Origin of the sequence: Brachybacterium sp. AG952 (assembly GCF_004362645.1) — a bacterium.
Lineage (GTDB): Bacteria > Actinomycetota > Actinomycetes > Actinomycetales > Dermabacteraceae > Brachybacterium > Brachybacterium conglomeratum.
This window is the reverse complement of sequence record NZ_SNXV01000004.1, coordinates 55,212-73,386: the sequence shown is the minus strand read 5'-3', so window position 1 is coordinate 73,386 and position 18,175 is coordinate 55,212. Positions and strand designations below refer to the sequence as shown.

The window sequence follows — 18,175 nt, the reverse complement described above, 5'->3', positions numbered from 1 at the left end:
GACGAGATCCAGCCTCAGTCGATCAGGTCGAACTCGACCTGCTCGGAGTCGGCGCACACGCTCGTCACCGACAGCGTCCACAGGTCCACGGCGACGGTCTCGCCCAGGGTGATCGGTCCGATCTCCCGGGCGGGGCTGTCGCCGACCTGCGCCATGAGCTGCGCGCTGTCGCCCTCGATGCTCTCGAGGGAGACGGTCAGGGACTCCCCGCCGCGCTCGGGCATGCCGGGGTTCGCCTCCCCTCCCAGCTCCGCGTAGAAGGCGCCCTCGCCCGTGCAGGGCTCCGGCGGGACGAAGCCCTCCGGTGCGGGCGTGACCTCATAGGACTCCTGCGGCACGACGGCCGCGGTCTTCCCGCCCTCGTCGGAGGCGCCCCCGGCGGAGTCGTCCCCGGCGGAGTCGTCCCCGTCCGAGGCGGCGGGCTCCTCGGCGGTCGTGCCCTGGGCGGCGGGGGAGGAGCCCTCCTCTTCGGGGGAGCCGCTGCACCCGGCGGCGAGGAGCACGGCGGCCAGCACGGCGGCGAAGCGTGCGGAGCGGGAACGGCGGGCGACGGTGACGGCCACGGGGATCCTCACGGCAGGACGGGACGAGACGGGCGACACGCTAGCGGACCGGCGCCCTCGTGGCACCATCGGGGGAGCCCGGCAGTCGGGCGGTCACGAGCGCGCAGGGGAGGGGACGAGATGGCGAGCAGGCCCGAGCGACCCGTCCCGAGTCCGAAGGCGCTCGCCGGACGCAGGGACCCCGCCCGCTCCGTGCGGCCCGTGGACTGGACCGCCGTGCCGGGGCGCCGGCCCGAGCCGGGCGCCCGGCCCGAGCGGGCCGACCTGCCCTCCGCCCCGCTGCCGCGCCGACGGGCCCGGACGGTCGAGCTGCCGCGGGCCGCGTCGGCCGCTCCGAGCGACGCCGTGCACACGCTCGACGCGGACGATCCGCGACCGCTGCCCCGGCCCCTGCGGATCCGCGACGAGGACATCCGCGCCGTCGGCGTGACCGGGGCCGACGGCGAGCGGATCGTGCAGGCCGTCGCCGACCCCGAGGACGCCTGGACCGCCGACGCCGGGACCAGCGACCACTTCCTCCGCGGCGACCTCGTCGTGCAGGTGCGCCGCGCGGACAACGCCGTGATCGGCCTGTTCTCCGCCCGCTACGCGCTCAGCGTGCGCCCCGACGAGTACGAGCCCGCGCTCGACATCGCCGAGGACGCCGCCGGCCCCTCCACCCGCGGCGGGCAGGGCACGCGCCACCCCACCTCGCGCCGCGAGCTGCTGGGCCGCATGCAGCAGGCAGGGTTCGTCATCACCCCCGGGGCGACGCACGGCCGCGTCACGCATCCCGACCATCCCGGCCTCGTGCTGCCCTTCGCCTCGACCCCCTCGGACCGCCGCTTCACCCGACACGCCGTCGCGCAGATACGACGCGTCTTCGGCATCGACCTGCGGCGCTGAGAGCGCTCACGGCGAGGGCGGCGCCGGAGCGGAATACCCCCGGACAGGAAAGTGCCCCGGCTCGTCCCCACGAGCCGGGGCCATCCCTTTCCCCCGCGTCCCGGATCAGCGGATCCCGCCTCCTCCTCAGTCAGCGGGTCCTCCGGTGACGCGTTGAGAACAGTGAACACGCGCTGCCGGGAAAAGCACTGTGCCGAGGCTGTTCATTCCCTGGTAATCGGGGCTCCGGGCGGCCCGGAGTCCTCGCTGACCTGCGTCGCATCCAGGATCGAGAAGCTGGCGTGCCCGAGCAGACGCAGCAGTCGGACCAGTCGGTCGAAGGCGATCGCGGAATGCTCGCCGCGCGCCGCTGGTCGTGGTGGTGGCGGTGGTGCGCTCTCAGCCGCCGACGGGGACGCGGAACTCCTGGCCGCCGGTGCCGACCTCGTCGGTGTAGCTGATCTCCGCGAGCACCGTGTCCTCGGGGACGTCGGCGTACAGCTGCGCCTCGGCCTCCTCGCCGGCAGGGATCTCCGGGCCGGAGGTCGAGAAGGCGCCGTAGCGGATGTTGATCTCCGTGCCGGAGTCGTCGTAGAGGCGGAAGCGGTCGGTGTCGAGCCCGATGGACGTGGAGCTGCTGTTCTCGATCGTCACCGCCACGCCGATGAACTTGTCGTTCTCCGGTGTCTTCGTCTCGCCGCCCAGCTCGAGGGTGGTCCCCTCCTCGGGCTTCGAGACCGTCAGCGTGAAGATCTCGTCGCTCGGCGAGGTGGCATCGGCCGACGGGCCCTCGGTGGGCTTGTCCACCGGCTGGTCGGTCTCGATCTCGGTGGGCGCCTCCGAGGTGGGCGAGCTCGGGTCGTCGGTCGGATCGTCGGAGGGGTCCTCGCTCGGGGGAGGGTCCACGATCGAGCTCGGGGGCGATGTCGGCTCCTCGCCGCCGTCCTGGCCGAGGAGATAGAAGCCGAGTCCGGCGCCGCCGAGGACGAGGAGCAGCACGAGCACGCAGCCGCAGGCCAGCGCGATGTACAGCGGGGTCCGGCTCTTCGCCGGCGGGAGCGGGGGCGCTCCGGTCGGCGGGGTCGGCGGCATGCCGTACGGGGTGCTCATGAAGGTCCTCCACCTCTGCCGGGAGCGTCGTGGACCACGCTATCCCGGGGTCGGGCGGGGCGCGATGGGGAGGACTCCCCGTCGGACCCGAGGCTGCGGACGCTGCGAGGGCGCTGCGGGAAATCGCCCCCGGGGCCAGTGGCTCCGCCATACTGGTGAGCGTCCGACGACCAGCCCACCCTGCGGCGGCACGACCGATGAGCGAGATCCGAGCGACGGTGCCGTCCGACGAGGAGACGAGCACAGTGCTGACGAGACTCCACGACGCGCTGCGACTGCGCACTTCCCCCGCGATCTTCTTCGGCTCGGCGGCGATCATCCTCGCCTTCGTGATCGCCACGATCGCCTTCACCGAGCCGATGGGGGCGGCGACCGACAGCGCCTCGCAATGGCTGATGACCAACCTCGGATGGTTCTACATCCTGGGCGTCACCGTGTTCCTGGCGTTCCTGATCTTCATCGCGGCCGGTCGCTTCGGCCGCGTCAAGCTCGGCCCCGACGACGAGCCGCCCGAGCACTCCGGCACGGCCTGGTTCGCGATGCTCTTCGCCGCCGGGATCGGCTCGATCCTGATGTTCTGGGGCGTCGCCGAGCCGATCAGCCACTTCGGCGACCCGCCGCGCGCCACCGAGCTCGGCCTCGAGGCCGGCACCTGGGCCGCCGCCCGGGACGCCATGAACTTCACGTACTACCACTTCACGCTGCACACCTGGGCGATCTTCACCCTGCCCGCCCTGTGCTTCGCCTACTTCATCCACAAGCGGAACCTGCCCCCGCGCGTGAGCTCGATCTTCCAGCCGCTGCTCGGCGAGGGCATTCACGGGCCGATCGGCAAGATCATCGACATCATCGCGATCATCGGCACCGTCTTCGGCGTCGCGGTCTCGGTGGGCCTGGGCACCCTGCAGATCAACGGCGGCCTCAACCAGCTGTTCGGGGTCCCGGAGAACGCGGTCTGGAACCTCGTCATCATCGGCGTGGTCAGCGGGCTGGCGCTGATCTCCGTGTCCCTCGGCCTGGAGAAGGGGATCAAGGTCCTCTCCAACCTCAACATCGTCATGGCCGTGCTGCTGCTGCTGTTCGTGCTGGTCGCCGGCGGCTCGACCCTGTTCATCCTGAAGGGGACCCTGGAGTCCTTCGGCAACTATCTCGTCGCTCTGCCCGAGCTGGCGCTGTGGAACGACACCCAGGCCGACTCCGGCTGGCAGAACACCTGGACCGTCTTCTACTGGGCCTGGACCATCACCTGGTCGCCCTTCGTGGGCATCTTCATCGCCCGCATCTCCAGGGGCCGCACCATCCGCCAGTTCGTCTCGGGCGTGCTCGCGGTGCCGGCCGGTTTCTCCGTGATCTGGTTCGGGATCTTCGGCTACGCGAGCTTCGACATCGAGCTGCGCGGCGAGGGCGGGCTCGTGGACCGCGTCGTGGGCGACGGGGACATCCCCGGCGCGCTGTTCGCGTTCCTGGACAACTACCCGGCCGCGTTCTTCGTCTCGGTGATCGCGATCATCGTGGTGGTGATCTTCTTCGTCACCTCCGTGGACTCCGCGGCCCTGGTCACCGACTCGATGGCCAACGGCCACGAGGACTACAACCCGCTCGGCCAGCGCATCTTCTGGGGCGTCGCGATCGGGCTGATCACCGCGACGCTGCTGGTGTTCTCCGGCGAGGACGGGCTGACCGCACTGCAGTCCACGATCATCCTCGTGGGCCTGCCGTTCTTCGTCATGGGCTGGTTCCAGATGTACGCCCTGCTGCGCGCGCTGCGGGAGGACGCGGGCGAGCTGCCGCAGATCCGCACCCGCGAATGGGCGCAGGTGCTGCCGCCGGAGGAGTACGAGCGGCGCGAGGAGGACGACGAGTTCGACACCGACGACTACGTCGTCGAGCCGACGTACACCTCCGAGGTGCCGGTCATGAGCGACATCTACGAGGACGTCGAGGAGGTCGAGCCCGACACGGCGCCCGATGCCGGGACGCTGCCGGCCCGCACCGGCAGCGCACGGGCGACGCTGCCGAAGGACCTGCGGGACGAGTCGCGCTGAGACGCTCGACCCGCCCGTGGATCAGGCCGGGTCGACCTGGTGGCGATCGGCGCTGCGGCGGTAGTACATCGCCAGCACCGCGCCGGAGAGGTTGTGCCAGATCGAGAAGATCGCGGCCGGCAGCGCGGCGGCGGGGCTGAACGATGCCGCGGCGAGCGTCGCGGCGAGGCCCGAGTTCTGCATCCCGACCTCGACGGAGGTGGTGCGGGCGGCGCGCTCGCCCTGGCGCAGCAGGCGGGCGCCCCAGTAGCCCAGCAGGTAGCCGAGGCCGTTGTGTAGCACCACGGCCAGCAGCACGATCGCGCCGGCGGAGACGATCGCCTCGGTCGAGCCCGAGACCACCGAGACGACGACCAGCGAGATGCCGGCGACGGAGACCCACGGCAGGGCCGGCAGGACCCGGTCCACGAGCCTCCCGGCGATCAGGCGCACCACCAGGCCGCCGATCACCGGGATCAGCACCATCTGCACGATCGACAGCGCCATCGAACCCGCGTCCACGGGGAGGTACGAGCCGGCGAGCCACAGGGTCAGCAGCGGGGTGAACAGCGGGGCGAGCAGGGTCGAGATCGAGGTCATCGTCACCGACAGGGCGGTGTCCGCCTTCGCGAGGTAGCAGATCACGTTCGAGCTGGTGCCGCCGGGGGCGCAGCCCACGAGGATCACGCCGACGGCCAGCTCGGGCGGCAGCTGCAGCAGCAGCGAGACCCCGAGCCCGATCAGCGGCATGATCACGTACTGGGCGACCACGCCGATGAGCACCGGCAGCGGGCGGCGCACGACCAGCCCGAAGTCCGGGAGGGTGAGCGTCAGCCCCATCGCGAACATGATGATGCCCAGGTAGATGCTCGTGAACGGCGCGAGGGCCTGGCCGACGGGCGGGGCGAAGAAGCCGATCGCCGCGGCGACGAGGATCAGGGCGGGGAAGATCGTCACCGCGATGCGCGCGGAGCGGTCCTCCGAGGCGCGCGCGGTGCTCGCGGGCGCGGGGGACGGGGTCTGGGTGCTCATGGGAGCACTGTACTGCCCTGTGAGACGGCCGTCCGAGATGTGGACGCCTGGTGGTCGTGCCGGCCGTCAGCCCCGCTGGCGCGCCGGGACCTGCCAGGCGTGCACCGGCTCGCCCGAGTCGACGGCGGCGCGATAGAGGCGGGTCATCTCCGCGAGCGCCTGCTCGCGGGTGCCGCCGCGCAGCTCGAGCGAGGTGACGGTGTCGATCTGCCAGCGGGCGCCGTTGCGGCCCGTGCGGGCGCGCTCGGTGAGGATCTCCTGGTAGCGGGCGATCACCTGCGCGTCGGCGCCGAGCTCGCGCAGCCCCTGCATCGCCTGCGGGATCAGGTGCTCCTGGAGGAGGTCCGCGACCCGCACCCGGCCCACCTTCGGCCAGCGCACCCGCGCTTCCAGGCCCCAGCGGGCGCACTGCTGGAAGGACTCGTCGGCCTGCTCGAAGCTCATCCGCGACCACAGCGGCCGCCGCTCGTGCACCAGCGAGCGGACGATGCCGTAGAAGAACGCGGCGTTCGCGGCCATGTCCGCGGCGGTCGGGCCGGCCGGCAGCAGACGGTTCTCCAGCCGCAGGTGGGGCACGTCGGTGCCGGGATCGTAGATCGGTCGGTTCCAGCGCCACACGGTGCCGTTGTGGAGCATCAGCTCGTGCAGGCGGGGGGAGTGGCCCTCGGTCAGCAGCGGCTCCTCCGCCATCTCCCGCGACTCGGGGATCAGCGCCGGGAACAGGCGCACGTTCTCCTCGAAGAGGTCGAACATCGAGGTGATCCAGCGCTCCCCGAACCACACCCGCGGCCGCACTCCCTGCGCCGCGTACTCGGGCGGGCGCGTGTCCAGGGCCTGCACGAAGGTGGGGATGCGGGTCTCGTGCCACAGCCGCCTGCCCAGCAGGAACGGGGAGTTCGCGGCGAGCGCGACCTGCGGTCCGGCGATCGCCTGCGCCGCGTTCCAGGCGGCCGCGAACTGCTCCGGCGGCACCTGCAGGTGCAGCTGCATCGAGGTGCACGCGCTCTCCGGCGCGATCGAGTCGAAGGTGGTGTCCACACCCCGGCCCTCGCCCTCGATCCGCAGGGTGATCTCCTCGCCGCGGGCCTCCATCACGCTGGACTCCAGCGCCTCGTAGCGGGCACCCGGGGCGCGCCACGCCTCGTCGGCGAAGAGATCCTCGGAGATCGTGGGCAGATGGCCGACGGGCACCACGCGCGCCCCGCGGGCCTGCGCCGCCGCGTCGGCCCGGTCGACGGCGGCGCCGAGCGCCGTCTCCAGCTCGCGCAGCCCAGTCCCCTCCGGATGGGTCACCGGGAGGTTCGCCTCGAGGTTGAACCGCCCGATCTCGTGGACGTACTGCTCGTCGTCGAGGTCCTCCAGCAGGGTGTCCGCGATCAGCGCCGGGGCCATCGAGTCGCGGTCGGCGAGGTTCATCTCCAGCTCGACGCCCACCGTCCCCTCGTCCACGAACTCGGCCGTGTCCAGGAAGGTCTCGAAGAGGTCGAGATTCCGGCGCAGCTCCCGCCGATAGCGGGTGCGCTGGGAACGGGTGTACTCGGTGCTGCCGATCTCGCGTCCCATGGGGTGACCTCCGGTCCTGACGGGTGTGCCCGCTCATCCAAGCACGTGCGGGCGCGGTGCGGCAGGGCCCATCCGCCCCGCGGGAGATGGCGCACATCCGGGGACGGGCTTACCGTGGTGGACAGCGAGACCAGCGCTCATCGAGGAGCGCCCGCCGAAGGAGGCTCCGATGTCGGACCTGAAGGACAGCTACGACCACCTGATCATCGGCGGGGGCATCGCCGCGGACGCCGCCGCCCGGGCGATCCGGGAGGCCGACGAGGACGCGAGCATCGCGATCCTCTCCGCGGATCCGCACGCCCCCGTGTATCGGCCGGCGCTCTCCAAGGACCTGTGGACCGGCGAGGACCCCGACCCGGACAGCCAGGACCTCGGCACCGCGGCGGCGACCGGGGCGGAGCTGTTCACCTCGACCCTCGTCACCGAGCTGCTGCCCGCCTCGCACACCGCGGTCACCGCGCGCGGCCAGCGGGTCCACTACCGCAAGGCGCTGCTGGCCACCGGCTCCTCGCACCGCCACCTGCCCGGCGTGCACGACTCCCGCGTGCTGAGCCTGCGCACCGTCGGCGACTACCGCCACCTGCGCACCCTCGCGACCGACGGCGCCCGCGTGGTCGTCGTCGGCGGCGGGTTCCTCGGCACCGAGATCGCCGCGGCGCTCACCCGCACCGGCGCCGAGGTCACCCTCGCCCACGGCGGGACCAGGATCCTCGAGCACATGCTCCCGGACTCCCTCACCTCCCACCTCGAGCAGGTCTTCACCGAGCACGGCATCGAGCTGGTCGGCGGCTTCCGCCTCGCCGGGATCTCCGCCGACGCGACCCTCACCCTGCACGCCGCGAACCGCGAGACCCTCACGGCCGACGCGGTCGTGCTCGGCCTCGGCGCGCAGCCCGCGACCACCCTCGCCGAGCACGCCGGGATCTTCACCGACCGCGGGTACGTGGTCGTCGACCCGCACCTGCGCACGAGCTCCCCGGACGTCTTCGCGGCCGGGGACGTGGTGCTCTACGACGACGCGCTGCTGGGACGGCGCCACGTCGAGCACGTCGACCACGCCGAGGCCTCCGGCGCGGTCGCGGGCGCGAACATGACCCGCCCTGAGGAGGAGCGGGAGGAGTACACGCACACCCCGCTGTTCTTCTCCGACCTCTTCGACGACGGCTACGAGGCGGTGGGCCGCCTGGACAGCTCCCTCGAGATGCGCGAGGTGTGGGACGAGGAGCACCGGGCCGCGGTGGTCCACTACCTCGACGAGGGCGTGGTCGAGGGCGTGCTGCTGTGGAACACCTGGGACTCGGTGCCCGCCGCGCGGGAGCTGATCGCCCAGTCCCAGGCCGGTGACCTGTACATCGACGCGCTCGAGAGCAGGATCCGGCCCGGCGGCGCGTGACAGACTGGGCGGGTGAGCACGCCGATGAACACCTCCCTGCCCTGGCCCGATGGCGCCGAGGTGCTGCCGATCGCCCCGCTGCGCCCGGTCCTGGACCGCCTGGCCTCCCTCGTCACCGTCCACGAGCAGGACGTCGCCATGGTGCCCGGCCTCGCCGTCACCGAGGAGGAGGTCGCCGCCGATCCGCCGCCCGCCCTCGAGCAGCTCGTCGACGAGCTCGGCGGGATCACCCTGCGCGACCTGCCTGTGCTGACCCTGCTGGTCGAGAACCGCACCGACGTCGGCCCGTACACGCTGCTGGGCGAGGCGACCAGCTACTACCCCCTCTACGAGACCCCGGACACCGCCGTGGTGCTGACCCTCGACGAGAACGGGACCCCCGGTGCGGTCTACGGCATCGGCGAGGACCTCGCCCTGCAGCTCGCCGCCCCGGACCTGCCCACCTACCTGGGCCTCTTCACCGATGCGCTCGAGGCGACCCTTGCCGAGCTCTCCTCCCGCGGCCCCGCCGAGGACGACACGGAGACCGCGCGCACCGACGCCGCCGAGCAGCTCATGGACGCCCACCTCTTCGCCGCGATCCTCGGCATGGTCGAGGACGTGCCCGAGGCGGAGCTCGTCGCCCCCGCCGCGGGGGAGGCGGACGATGCGCTCGCGCTCGCCGACCTGCGCGGCGCCGCGCTCGGCACCCGCGTGGACCCGATGGAGGTCGAGACCGACGGGGACCCGCTCGAGATGCACCTGGGCTGGCGCGAGCACGGCCTCGTGCTCGCCGTCCACGGCGGCTGAGCCGGGCGCGCGATGACGCCCAGGTGACCGCCGGGCGAACATCTCGCCTCCCCGCGCACGATGGGGAGAACTCCCCATTCCCGCCCCCGACCCCCGTCCCTAGCGTGAGGGCGACCAGGGGAGCGGCGGGGGAGCGGGGAACGACATGGCGGGATTCCTGGGGGCCGACACCGAGGCGCTGCGCGCCCTCGGCCGCGCCGTCGGCGGCGGTGCGGAGCGGCTCGAGCAGCTGACCGCGCAGCTCGACGGGATCGTCGGCGGCGCCCGCTGGCAGGGCCCGGACGCCGACGCCTTCCGCGCCGACTGGGCCGGTCACGTGCGCACCGGGCTGCACGCCCGCATCGGCGCGCTGCGCGGCGAGGCGGCGGAGCTCGCCGGGCAGGCCGAGGAGCAGGACGGGGCGTCGGGCGGCCCGGGTGGCCCGGGCGTCCCGGGCGGCGCAGGGGCGGCTCCGCCGCCGGGCCTGGCCGGGGGCCTCTCCGAGGGACCGCTGCCGGGGGCCGAGGGCGGGATCCGGCTGATGGCGGCGCATGCGCCGCTCGGCGCCGCCGACGCCTCCGCCGCCGTCGGGGAGAGCCCGCTCGCCTTCCCGGAGACGGGCATGGAGCTCGCCCCGCCCGAGACCGCGCACCGCATCGAGGTCGACGCGGACCACGCCCTCGCCCCCGACGGCGCGGACGAGCCCTTCGGCCTCGACGAGGACGGCACGCCGATCACGCTCGAGCCCGACACCCGCTACGACGTCGGCGAGCACGGCACCTACTACACCGACGACGAGGGACGGATCGAGTACGTCGAGGCCGAGGGCGGCGGCGAGACGATGAACCCGAACCTGCGCGAGACCCTGCCGGATGCGACGTACCACGTCAACGAGCAGGCCTACTACCGCACCGACGAGCTGGGCCGCACCGAGCACCTGTACGTGCCCGACGTCGTCGTCGACCGCGAGATGGCCCGCTCCCAGGCGATCCAGTCCACGATCGCCGAGCGCTGGGACATGAGCGGGGACGGCACCTCCGAGCCGGTCGAGTTCAACGCCGGGCACGTCCTGGCCCGGCAGCTCGGCGGGATCCGCGAGGAGATCAACTACACCCGCCAGTGGGACGAGGTGAACCAGGCCCGCAGCGGCCAGGACACCATCTACACCTACGAGAGCCTCATGGCCGACGGGATCTCCGACGAGGACCGCTCCTACTCCTACGAGACCCGCATCGACTGGGGCGAGGAGCAGCCCGCCGGCGTCGGCCCCGAGCACGACAGCGAGCCGTGGGAGTACGTCCCCTCCGGCTACGACGTGCGCCTCCACGAGGACGGCGAGCAGATCGTCGAGGACCACCTGCCCAACTACCCTGAGGGCGCGACCTTCCCCCGCTGAGCGGGGCCGTCGACGCGAGAAGGAGCACCATGAGCCAGCCGCCCACCCCGCAGGACCCGGCCGCGCAGCCCCCGTCGGCGCCCTCGCCGATGGAGCGCCAGGGCGCCCTGACCCGGGATCTCGCGACCGTGCTGCTGAGCTCGCTCGACCTCACCGAGCAGTGGCGGCACGTGGGCGCGGCCTTCCTCCCGCACGGCGAGGAGTGGGCCGGGCGCCTCGTGATCACCGACCGCGACGGGACCTCCCGCGGCGGGGACAGCGTCTTCGCCGCCGACTCGCAGATCACGCTGCTGCTGGATGCGCTCCAGCACTGCACCGCCGAGCAGCGCCAGGCCTTCGTGTCCCTGCGCCTGGACGCCACGCGACCGCCCGAGGACCCCGACAGGATCGCGCTCGGCGCCGACCTCGTCTACGACCACGACCCGGGCGACTTCGACGGGCTCGGCGGCATCGACGCGGACTACGCCTGCGCGCTCGTGGGACGGGTGGGCGCGGACCGGGTCCCGGACTGGGTGCGGGAGCTCGCCGCCGGCGAGTGAGTCCTGGTGGTGCCCCCGCTGATCCCGGCCGGGATGGGGAGTCCTCCCCATGGCGGGGGAGCCCCGGGACGCATAGGTTCGGGGGCGTGCCCGGGGAGGCACGAGGCGGGGACTGCGACACGGGGACAGCGAGGGGAACGGGGAGGCATGAACGGATTCTGGGGGGCGGACGCCGAGGCCCTGCGGACGATGGGCGCGGTCTGCGCCCGGCGCGCGGAGCTGCTCGACGAGCTCGAGGGGCGGCTCTCCGCGGTGATCGACACCGTCGAGTGGGTGGGGGAGGACGCCGAGCGGTTCCGCGCCGACTGGTCCGGGAGCGTGCGCCCCGGTCTCCAGGACCGCGGCCTCGAGCTGCGCCAGCAGGCGCGACGCCTCGCCCAGCACGCCGAGGAGCAGGAGGCCGCCTCGAGCCCCGACAGCTTCGGCGGCCCCTGGTCGAGCCCCGGAGAGTTCCTCGCGGACATGGCGCGGATGGCGCAGGGGATGCTGCGGGACCTGCTCGGCGGCGGGAGCGGGCCCGCGGGCCGCTTCGCCGACTTGCTGCGCGAGGCGCTCGCCACCCTCGAGGGGCGGGCCGCGCTGCTCGGCGCCTTCCTCGGGAGCCTGCTCGGCGGGCTGCTCGCCGATCTCGTCCTGCGCGGACTCGCCCTCGGCATGCTCCTCGAGGAGCTGCTGGCCGGGCTCGGCGCCGGCGGCGGGCTCGGGAACCTGATCGGGGAGGAGGGGCGTCTGGGTGAGGGGTCCGGCGGCGGGGAGGCCGGCGGGGGTGCTGGTGCCGAGTCCGGCTCCGAGAGCGCCGGCGACTCCGGCGCGAGCTCCGAGAGCACTGGTGGTTCCGGCGGGGCCTCGAGCGGTGCGGGGGAGTCCGCGTCCGGTGGGGCCGAAGGTGAGTCCGGCGGCGGTGCCGGCGGCGGGTCGTCGTCGGGCGGCGGGTCCGGCGGCGGCGCCGAGGGGGCCGGCGGTGCGGAGGCCTCGGGCGGCGGTGCCGGCGAGAGCGCCGGTGAGAGCGTCGCGGCCGGTGGTGCGATGGGCCTGCAGGGCCTCGTGGACGGCCCGGCGCAGACCGCCGGAGCGCTGCCCGCGGGTCGGCTCGAGGCGCCCGGCGCGGAGGAGCCGGGCACCCTGTTCGAGCGGCTGGTGGCCATGATCGGGGAGATGCTCGGCGGCGGCACCGGCGGCGGCGCGTCGAGCCCGCGCGGCGCCTCGGCGATCGGCGAGGGGATCGGCTGGGACTGAGCCGTCGGCGCGGCAGGTCTACCCTGGTGAGACGGCTCCGCACCCCGGCGGGCCCCGTGAAGGAGCAGTGACATGACCGCGACCAGCCCCCGTACCCCCGCCCCGGTGCTCGTGCTCGTCCCCGGCGCGACCGGAGACCCGTCGGGCGGCGGACCCGGCTACCGCCTCGCCGACCCCACGGTCCCGCAGCTCTCCGTCACCGACCTCGTCGCCACCCGCGGCGACGGCGTCTTCGAGACCATCGGCGCCTTCGACGGCAGCCCCGTCAACGTCGGCCCCCACCTCGCCCGCCTCGCCCGCAGCGCCGAGATGATCGACCTGCCCGCCCCGGACCTGGCGCTGCTCGCCGAGGCGGTCGACGCCGCGATCGCCGCCCACGAGAGCGTCGCCGAGCTCAGCGTGCGCGTCATGTACACCCGCGGCGTCGAGGGCACCGGCACGCCCACCTGCTGGATCCACGCCAAGGCCTCCGACGACTGGAGCCCGTACCGGGCCGGGATGAAGGTGGCCGTGCTGGACCGGGGCCTGGCCACCACCGCCGCGGAGACCAGCCCCTGGCTGCTGCAGGGCGCGAAGACCCTCAGCTACGCCGTGAACATGGCCGCGGTGCGCGAGGCGAAGCGACGCGGCGCCGCCGACGTCCTCTTCGTCTCCAGCGACGGCTACGCCCTCGAGGGCCCCACCTCCACCCTGCTCGTGCGCCGCGGCGACACCTTCCTCACCACTCCCGCGAGCGCCGGCGTGCTCGCCGGCACCGCCGTCGCGACCCTCTTCGCATGGCTGCGCGAGCAGCAGGGCCTCGCCTCCGGCGAGGAGCTCATGACCATCGAGGACGTGAAGGGCTCGGATGGCGCCTGGCTGCTGTCCTCCACCCGACTCGCCGCCCCGATCACCCACCTCGACGAGCACGAGCTGCCCGTCGACGCCGAGCTCACCGCCCGCTTCGAGCGCGTGCTCAAGGGCGGGATCTGATCAGGAGCGGGATCTGAGCGCGAGCACTTCGCGGGCGAGGTCGACGTCCACCACCAGGGTGTGGATCGCGCCGCTGCGCAGCACCCCCACCACCCCGGGCGCCTTCTCCTCCCCGGCCGCGACGCCGAGGACCTCCGGGATCCGCAGCAGCTCCGAGAAGGTCACCGCGAGCACCCGCTGATCCGTCGGCGCCCCGAGCGGGATCCCCTCGGCGTCCACGAACCGGCCGCACACGTCGCCCACCGGGCGCTGCGCCTCGAAGGCCTCGCGCTCCTCCTCGCCGAGCGCCATCAGGTCCAGCACGTGCGGGGAGGAGTGCACGCCGAGCGAGCCGATGCCCACCACCGCGAGCTCGACCTGCGCGGCCGCCTCCAGCACGGTGCGGATCGAGGACTCCGCCCGCAGCGTCGCGACCGCCGTCGCGGACTCCAGCACCGCCGGGGCGTAGAGCGTCCGCGGCGTCGCCCCGAGTCGGGAGGCGAGCACCCGCAGCACGGACTCGCCGGAGTCGAACTGGTCCAGGGCGCTGTGCCCGCCCACCAGCGGCAGCACCGTCGGCGTCGGCCGGGGGCGGAGGGAGTCCAGGGCGGCGACGACGCTCTGGACGGTCTGCCCCCAGGAGACGCCGAGGCTGCGCACCCGTCCCGCGCGCTCCGCGATCAGCGCCGCGCCCTGCCGCGCGACGGACTCCATCGCCGAGGCCCGCGGCGCGGAGACCACATGCGCCTCCCGCAGCGAGAACGTCGCCCGCAGCGCCGCCTCGAGCGCCTCGTCGCGGCGCGGCGGACCGTCGGGGTCGTGGATCGTGATCTCGACGATCCCGCGCTCCCGGGCCTGGGAGAGGATCCGCGAGACGTTCGAGCGGGACAGCCCCAGCTCCTTCGCCACCTCCGTCTGCGAGCGGCCCTGCTCGTGATAGAGGCGCGCCGCGCGCACCACGAGGGCGGTGTCTCGAGGGGCGGGCATGGTCTCTCCTGGCGGGCGGCGGCGCGGGACGCGCCGGACGGAACGAGCCCAGCGTACGCAGGCGAGCGCCGACGGGTGCCAGAATCAGGGGGTCGCCGTCCGGGAGGAACCATGAGCACAGATCCGCGCACGCCCCGCGCACCGCTCGCGCTGAGCCTCGTCCTCGCCCGTCTCGAAGCGGCCGACGCGGCCGACGCGCTGCGCACCCTCGCCGGGCACCTGCTGGACGACGGCGCCGTCACCGAGGGCTTCCCCGAGGCGCTGCAGGCGCGCGAGCAGCGCTACCCGACGGGCCTGCCCACCCCGATCCCCACCGCGATCCCGCACGCCGACCCCGAGCACGTGCTCGTCCCGGGCCTGGCGCTCGCGACCCTCGCCCGCCCCGTCGCCTTCGGGGAGATGGGGGCCGGCGGCGGCCAGGTCCCGGTGCAGCTGCTGGCCATGCCGCTGCTGACCGACGCGCGCGAGCACCTCGCCGCCCTGCAGCGCCTGATGGCCCTGCTGCAGGACGAGCAGGCGGTCGCCGCGCTGCTCGAGGCCGAGGACGCCGAGACGCTGAGGGCACGGGCCGAGGCGCTGCTGGGACGGGCCGAGGACGAGGAGGAGCTCGCATGAGGAGCCCCAGGCTGGGAGTGAAGGCGCTGATCGTCCGCGAGGGGCAGGTGCTGATGAACCGCTACCTGGAACCGGACGGTCAGGAGGTGTTCGCCCTGCCCGGCGGCGGTCAGGAGCACGGCGAGGACCAGGCCGCGGCGATGGTGCGCGAGTGCCGCGAGGAGATCGGCGCCGAGGTCGAGGTGCACCAGCCCGCCTGCCTGTTCGAGATCATGATGGACCGACGCATGGTCGACGGCTCCCCGATCCCGCCGTTCCACCAGGTCAACGTCGCCTACTGGTGCGGCCTGGCCGAGGGGGAGGAGCCCGGGGAGGGCACCGAGCCGGACCCCGGCCAGGCCGGCACCGCCTGGCTGGCGCTGGACCGGCTCGGCGAGCACGTCGTCCACCCGCCCGAGCTCGCCCGCTGGCTCGAGCAGGACCCCGGCTCCCGGCCGTTCAGCCTCGGGGTGTGCCGCGGCTGAGCGGGCGATAGCCTGGTAGGAGTGTCCAGCGGCGGTCGAGTCCGCCGCGACCCGAGAGCAAGGAGCAGCATGACCACCTCGCCCCGCATCGACTTCCACGACGGCCGCTCCATCCCGCAGCTCGGCTACGGCGTGTGGCAGGTCGAGAACGAGGTCGCCGCCGACGTCGTCGTCAAGGCCCTCGAGGCCGGCTACCGCCACGTCGACACCGCCCGCGGCTACAACAACGAGGCCGGCGTGGGCCAGGCCCTGAAGGCCGCCGGCCTCCCGCGCGACGAGGTCTTCGTGACCTCGAAGGTCCCCAACCAGGACCAGGGCCGCGACGCGACCCTGCGCTCCTTCGACGCGACCATGGAGGACCTGGGCCTCGACGAGCTCGACCTCTACCTCATCCACTGGCCCGCCCCCTCCAAGGGCCTGGCCCTGGAGACCTGGAAGGCGCTCGTGGAGCTCAAGGAGCAGGGCCGGATCCGCTCCATCGGCGTCTCGAACTTCCGCCGCGAGGACCTCGAGACGATCGAGGCCGAGACCGGCGTGCTGCCCGTCCTCAACCAGATCGAGGTCCACCCGTACCTCGGCAACGCTGAGCTGCGCGCCTTCCACGCCGAGAAGGGCATCGTCACCGAGGCCTGGTCGCCGCTGGGCCAGGGCGGCGGCGAGCTCGAGGACCCCGTGGTCACCGCCGTCGCCGAGGCGCACGGCGTGAGCGCCGCCCAGGTGCTGCTCGCCTGGAACCTCGCGCTCGGCAACGTGGTGATCTCGAAGTCCGTCACCCCCGAGCGGATCGCCGCGAACCTCGCCTCCCTCGAGCTCACGCTCACCGATGACGAGATCGCGAACATCGCCGCCCTCGACAAGGGCGCCCCCGGCCGCCAGGGCCCGGACCCCGACACCTTCGCCGGTCACCAGGGCGCCTGAGCTCGACCCGTACGGCCGCGACCCCGCCGCACACGACGACGCGCCGCGTCTCCCTGACGGGAGGCGCGGCGCGTCGTCGCGCGGGGCGAGCTCCGACGAGGTCGGCTCCGCCGCCGGGGTGACGCCGTCCGTCGGCCGGCCGTCGCTCTCGCCGTCAGGTCGATGCCCTCGCCGCCTGGCCGCCTCCACGAGCCCGGCCGCGGAGCTTTTGCTGCCGTGAGGACTCATGTGCGCCCCGATATGAGTCGTGGTCTCACAAAAGCTGAGGGCGGCGCAGTCGTAGGGTCGGGCTCTGACACACCGGCGCCGGTGCCGGACAGGAGAGGGACGTGAGCACACCGCAGAGTCATGATCCCGAGCAGCGATTCACCGCCCTGTTCGACGGCACGTACTGCGACGTCCTCCGCTTCGTCCGCCGCCGACACGGGGACGAGGGTGCGGAGGACGTCGTCGCGGAGGCTTTCCTGGTCGCCTGGCGGCGATTCGAGGACCTGCCTGAGGACGCCGGCGACGCCCGGGCCTGGCTGTTCGGCATCGCCCGGGGGACGCTCGCCAACTCGCGGCGCGGAGTGCGTCGCCGCGATGCGCTCGGTGTGCGGCTCGCGGACCATGGCGCGCGGTTCGGGCAGGGGAACGACGACTCGGCGACCCTGCGGCTCGACGTCGGCCGCTCCTGGCGGCACCTGCCGGCGACCGAGCAGGAGGTCATCGCCCTCGCCGTCCTCGACGGACTCACCTCGGCGCAGGCTGCTCAGGTCCTCGGCATCACCCCCGTCGCCTACCGGCTGCGACTGTCGCGGGCGAGGCGACGGCTCCGTCGCCTCGTGGAGGACGGCCCGCCGTCGAGCCCCCGTACCGCCGCTGACCGCACCGCACACCGTGCCGATACCGCCTGGGAGGCGACCTCATGAGGACCACGATGCTCGAGAACACCCTGCGAGAGCTCGACCCAGCACCGCCGACAGGCGACGGACTCCCGGCACGGGCCGATGCGGATCTCCGGAGGATCCTCGCCACCCCGCGCGACAGCGGCGACCGCTCCGATCACCCGTCTGTCGGCGACCGTCCTGCCGTCGGGGCCCGCCCGCTCGTCGGCCGTCCTCGACGTACGCGATGGCGCGCCGGGCTGGTCGCCGTCGCCGCGGCGACTCTGGTGGTGACGACGGGCGTGGTCGGCATCGACATCCTGCGGCCCACGACGGCTTCCGCGACATGGACACCGGTCGGGGATGCCGTTCCCGCCGATGCTCCCGGGGCGCAGCAGTGCGTGCAGTGGTGGCAGGTCGAGTCCTCCGCGCTCCGACCGGTCCTGCAGGAGCGGCGCGGGGACACCACCCTGGTCCTCGGCGTCGACGACCAGGGCCGCGAGCTGCTGTGCACCGCGACCCTGACCGACGGGCAGGAGCCGACCGGAGGGATGACCTCGCTGACCGAGCCGGGTGCTGCGCCCCCGGCGGCCGGAGACGTCGCCGTGACCGTCGTGATGACCACGTTCCAGGAGGCCATGCTGCAGAACGGGTGGCAGGCCCACGGATCCACGTCGGTCGCCGGCGACGTCGGGGAGGACGTGACACGGGTGGTGCTCGAGACCGGCGCAGGGCCGGTCGAGGCGAGTCTCGCCGAAGGTCGCTTCGCCGCCTGGTGGCCGATCGAGGACGACTCCGACCCCCACCCCGAGGTGCGTGCGCAGATCACCACCGCCGACGGGAAGACCCGGACCGTGACGCTGCGCGAGCGGGGCTGACCCGGCGG

At 73.6% G+C, this 18,175-nt stretch carries 18 protein-coding genes; 13 read left to right on the top strand and 5 right to left on the bottom strand.

The features are described 5' to 3' along the window. Positions 1 to 14 precede the first annotated feature (14 nt). Complete coding sequence (locus tag DEU31_RS10760) at positions 15 to 575, bottom strand: hypothetical protein (protein ID WP_243733806.1); 561 nt, start codon at positions 573 to 575, stop codon at positions 15 to 17. Positions 576 to 683: 108 nt separating this feature from the next. Between DEU31_RS10760 and DEU31_RS10755 the strand changes: the two genes are divergently transcribed. Beyond that, positions 684 to 1,448 (top strand): hypothetical protein, encoded by a 765-nt coding sequence (locus DEU31_RS10755; RefSeq protein ID WP_126988025.1) that lies wholly within the window; start codon positions 684 to 686, stop codon positions 1,446 to 1,448. Between the two features lie 378 nt (positions 1,449 to 1,826). Here the strand turns inward: DEU31_RS10755 and DEU31_RS10745 are convergent, their stop codons facing one another. After that, positions 1,827 to 2,537: a DUF4352 domain-containing protein gene (locus DEU31_RS10745; protein WP_133677104.1), complete on the bottom strand. Its 711-nt coding sequence runs from the start codon at positions 2,535 to 2,537 to the stop codon at positions 1,827 to 1,829. Between the two features lie 245 nt (positions 2,538 to 2,782). Here DEU31_RS10745 and DEU31_RS10740 point away from each other — a divergent pair, with 245 nt between their 5' ends. Continuing rightward, positions 2,783 to 4,582 carry a BCCT family transporter gene (locus DEU31_RS10740; RefSeq protein WP_133677103.1) on the top strand — a complete coding sequence of 600 codons (1,800 nt, stop codon included), beginning with the start codon at positions 2,783 to 2,785 and terminating at the stop codon, positions 4,580 to 4,582. Positions 4,583 to 4,603: 21 nt separating this feature from the next. Here the strand turns inward: DEU31_RS10740 and DEU31_RS10735 are convergent, their stop codons facing one another. Together DEU31_RS10735 and DEU31_RS10730 are read right to left on the bottom strand one after the other, a co-directional pair. Then, positions 4,604 to 5,593 (bottom strand): bile acid:sodium symporter family protein, encoded by a 990-nt coding sequence (locus DEU31_RS10735; protein WP_133677102.1) that lies wholly within the window; start codon positions 5,591 to 5,593, stop codon positions 4,604 to 4,606. A 66-nt stretch (positions 5,594 to 5,659) separates the two neighbouring features. Further along, positions 5,660 to 7,156 carry a hypothetical protein gene (locus tag DEU31_RS10730; RefSeq protein ID WP_010550756.1) on the bottom strand — a complete coding sequence of 499 codons (1,497 nt, stop codon included), beginning with the start codon at positions 7,154 to 7,156 and terminating at the stop codon, positions 5,660 to 5,662. A 169-nt stretch (positions 7,157 to 7,325) separates the two neighbouring features. Here DEU31_RS10730 and DEU31_RS10725 point away from each other — a divergent pair, with 169 nt between their 5' ends. The 6 genes from DEU31_RS10725 to DEU31_RS10700 all read left to right on the top strand — a co-directional run bounded on the left by DEU31_RS10725 (position 7,326) and on the right by DEU31_RS10700 (position 13,460). Then, complete coding sequence (locus DEU31_RS10725; RefSeq protein ID WP_126988033.1) at positions 7,326 to 8,549, top strand: FAD-dependent oxidoreductase; 1,224 nt, start codon at positions 7,326 to 7,328, stop codon at positions 8,547 to 8,549. Between the two features lie 12 nt (positions 8,550 to 8,561). After that, on the top strand, positions 8,562 to 9,338 hold the full coding sequence (locus tag DEU31_RS10720; RefSeq protein ID WP_224765295.1) for a hypothetical protein: 777 nt from the start codon (positions 8,562 to 8,564) through the stop codon (positions 9,336 to 9,338). Positions 9,339 to 9,483: 145 nt separating this feature from the next. Continuing rightward, positions 9,484 to 10,713, top strand: coding sequence for a DNA/RNA non-specific endonuclease (locus DEU31_RS10715; protein WP_133677101.1), 1,230 nt, complete (start codon positions 9,484 to 9,486; stop codon positions 10,711 to 10,713). Between the two features lie 29 nt (positions 10,714 to 10,742). After that, positions 10,743 to 11,252 carry a hypothetical protein gene (locus DEU31_RS10710; protein ID WP_133677100.1) on the top strand — a complete coding sequence of 170 codons (510 nt, stop codon included), beginning with the start codon at positions 10,743 to 10,745 and terminating at the stop codon, positions 11,250 to 11,252. A 147-nt stretch (positions 11,253 to 11,399) separates the two neighbouring features. Then, entirely contained in the window at positions 11,400 to 12,488 is a 1,089-nt protein-coding gene (locus tag DEU31_RS10705; protein ID WP_133677099.1) for a hypothetical protein, read from the top strand. A gap of 72 nt (positions 12,489 to 12,560) precedes the next feature. Further along, on the top strand, positions 12,561 to 13,460 hold the full coding sequence (locus tag DEU31_RS10700; RefSeq protein WP_133677098.1) for an aminodeoxychorismate lyase: 900 nt from the start codon (positions 12,561 to 12,563) through the stop codon (positions 13,458 to 13,460). On the opposite strand, the gene DEU31_RS10695 is transcribed toward DEU31_RS10700, so the two are convergent. After that, positions 13,461 to 14,426 carry a sugar-binding domain-containing protein gene (locus tag DEU31_RS10695; RefSeq protein WP_133677097.1) on the bottom strand — a complete coding sequence of 322 codons (966 nt, stop codon included), beginning with the start codon at positions 14,424 to 14,426 and terminating at the stop codon, positions 13,461 to 13,463. 111 nt (positions 14,427 to 14,537) lie between these two features. Here DEU31_RS10695 and DEU31_RS10690 point away from each other — a divergent pair, with 111 nt between their 5' ends. From DEU31_RS10690 to DEU31_RS10670, 5 genes are all read left to right on the top strand, one after another. Further along, the gene (locus tag DEU31_RS10690) at positions 14,538 to 15,041 is read left to right on the top strand and encodes a PTS sugar transporter subunit IIA (RefSeq protein ID WP_133677096.1); all 504 of its coding nucleotides are present in this window, start codon (positions 14,538 to 14,540) and stop codon (positions 15,039 to 15,041) included. Then, positions 15,038 to 15,505 carry an NUDIX domain-containing protein gene (locus DEU31_RS10685; RefSeq protein WP_133677095.1) on the top strand — a complete coding sequence of 156 codons (468 nt, stop codon included), beginning with the start codon at positions 15,038 to 15,040 and terminating at the stop codon, positions 15,503 to 15,505. Before DEU31_RS10690 ends, DEU31_RS10685 begins: the two co-directional genes overlap by 4 nt. Before the next feature lie 69 nt (positions 15,506 to 15,574). After that, positions 15,575 to 16,423, top strand: coding sequence for an aldo/keto reductase (locus DEU31_RS10680; RefSeq protein ID WP_133677094.1), 849 nt, complete (start codon positions 15,575 to 15,577; stop codon positions 16,421 to 16,423). 329 nt (positions 16,424 to 16,752) lie between these two features. After that, the gene (locus DEU31_RS10675; protein ID WP_133677093.1) at positions 16,753 to 17,334 is read left to right on the top strand and encodes a sigma-70 family RNA polymerase sigma factor; all 582 of its coding nucleotides are present in this window, start codon (positions 16,753 to 16,755) and stop codon (positions 17,332 to 17,334) included. Beyond that, positions 17,331 to 18,167, top strand: coding sequence for a hypothetical protein (locus tag DEU31_RS10670; protein WP_133677092.1), 837 nt, complete (start codon positions 17,331 to 17,333; stop codon positions 18,165 to 18,167). Before DEU31_RS10675 ends, DEU31_RS10670 begins: the two co-directional genes overlap by 4 nt. Positions 18,168 to 18,175: the final 8 nt, after the last annotated feature.